At 40.3% G+C, this 1,847-nt stretch carries 1 protein-coding gene; it reads right to left on the bottom strand.

Annotated elements, in window-relative coordinates; translation table 11 throughout:
- A partial coding sequence (locus HMPREF2904_RS06665) for a carbohydrate binding domain-containing protein (RefSeq protein WP_176744613.1) occupies nucleotides 1-1,847 on the bottom strand: 1,847 nt, incomplete at both ends.

The following is a 1,847-nucleotide window of genomic DNA, read 5'->3' as shown; positions in this document are numbered from 1 at the left end:
TGACCATCTGTGATGTTGATGTCTGTTTTTTTCAAAACTCCATCAAATTGGCTGATGATCGTTGCCACTTGCCCATCAACTGTTTGCTGATAATTCGCAAAGCGCCCGTTGATTCTGTCCTTGAAATCATCTAACTTGTCATTGAGGACAGAATTTTGACTAGATAATTTCTTGTTTGTCTCATCTGCTTGAGTTGCCAGTTTGACATCTGTTGAGTGTGCTTGCTCTTCAATCTTGTTAGTAAGTGCCTGTTCCTGGGTTGCAAGTTTATTGTTTAACCCTTCTGTGGCATATCTCAGATTATTCCCAAACTCAGTTGAGAATGTTGAGAATTGACCATCAACAGTCTGCTTGTATTCAGCAAGTTTGCTCTCAATTCGTGAGTTGATTGTATCCAAGCTGTTTGGTTTGTATGCTGGAACTTTAGGCCCTTTGACTAAAATTGGCTTACGAATCCAAAAGTGTGCATTGTTGACTGCGTAGAAGTATAGAGGGAAACTTCCGGATGAGTCAAATTCAAAATCAGTTGCCAGGAATGTGAACTCAGCTTTCAACCATGTATCTTTTGAAGTTGTTTTTTCTGCAAAACTCTTCCCGAATACTTGCTTATTGTTTGAATGTCGTTTAAGCGTCACTGCTATGCCTTTATCACATTCAACATCACTTCTCACTTGATATTCAAAACCTAATGAGTAGTATTCCCCTTGAGTCATTTTGTTGATATACAATGGGAATGTGGGGCCTGCCCATGTATAGGAATTTGCAGGAGATCCAGACACTTTCATTTTGAAAGTCCCGTTCTCTACTGATGCAATTCTGGTTGACCCATTGTTGGGCGCTGTATATTCAGTTAAGCTATCAGCTAATTTCACAAGGTTTTCTTGGTCAATCTGACTTCCTAGAGCTTCAATTCTTCTTGTGATTCCCTCAGAGTCTTCTGTGTACTTATTCTTGGAAATATAATTCTCAGATAGATTCTCACGAATAGTCTTCAGGGTGTTGCTTGTCTGCTCTTCTGTGTATCGCTTCAACCTTGTTTCAAGGATTCCACTTTCTCCTGTGTATTGTTCAAGTGCTGTTATTTGAGTTTTGAGACCTTGTGCTGTACGTTCAAAAGATGCTGAAGCATTTGTGATAATGGCTTCCTGATCTTCTGGAGCAGGTCCTGCGTCTGTTCTGGTAGTGCTTTGTGTTAGCTCTACCTTTTTAAACGAAATCGAACCTGCTTCACTATATCCGATAATGATGCGCCAAAAATCAAACTCATCGCTTTTTTCTAAAGCTGGAACAGAAACTTTGAACATTTTCCATTCATCAGTCAATTGAAATTGAGCATAGATTCTTTCTGGATTGTCTCCAGATTTACGGTTCTCACGCAAAGAAGCCCAAACTGTACCTGATCCACTGTTTCTTTTAGCATAAAAAGAAAGTGTGTAAGGCTCGCCTTTTTCTAGATAGTCTAGAGCAGTTGTTTTTGATGTTGCCCAGCTTGGTGCAGTGCTAGAGAATAACTGTGCTTGCTTCCAAGTGTTTGTACTACCTGAAATAGTATAGACTCCATTTTCTGCTGTACCAGTTGAATCACTTGAATCTCCATGAGCAAAAAACCACAGACCACGAGTGAAATCATAGTCTTCAGCGTAGTTCCTTGAACCAACTTTTAGAGTTGTGAACTCTTCTTTGACTCCTGCCACTGTCTGCTCAACATAAGAGCGATCTGCCTTGCCATTTGTGACATTGGTCAGGTCAGAGATGGCTTTTTCTGTGGTCTGCTCAAAGCGTGATTGTGCGCCTTGGATTCCAGCAAATTGGCTTTGTGTCTGATCTTTGAAATCATTGATCAGCTT

It is taken from the genome of Streptococcus sp. HMSC072G04 (assembly GCF_001813295.1).
Classification (GTDB): Bacteria; Bacillota; Bacilli; order Lactobacillales; family Streptococcaceae; genus Streptococcus.
Note: the sequence above shows the minus strand (reverse complement) of the source record. Positions and strands in the feature narration are given on the sequence as shown.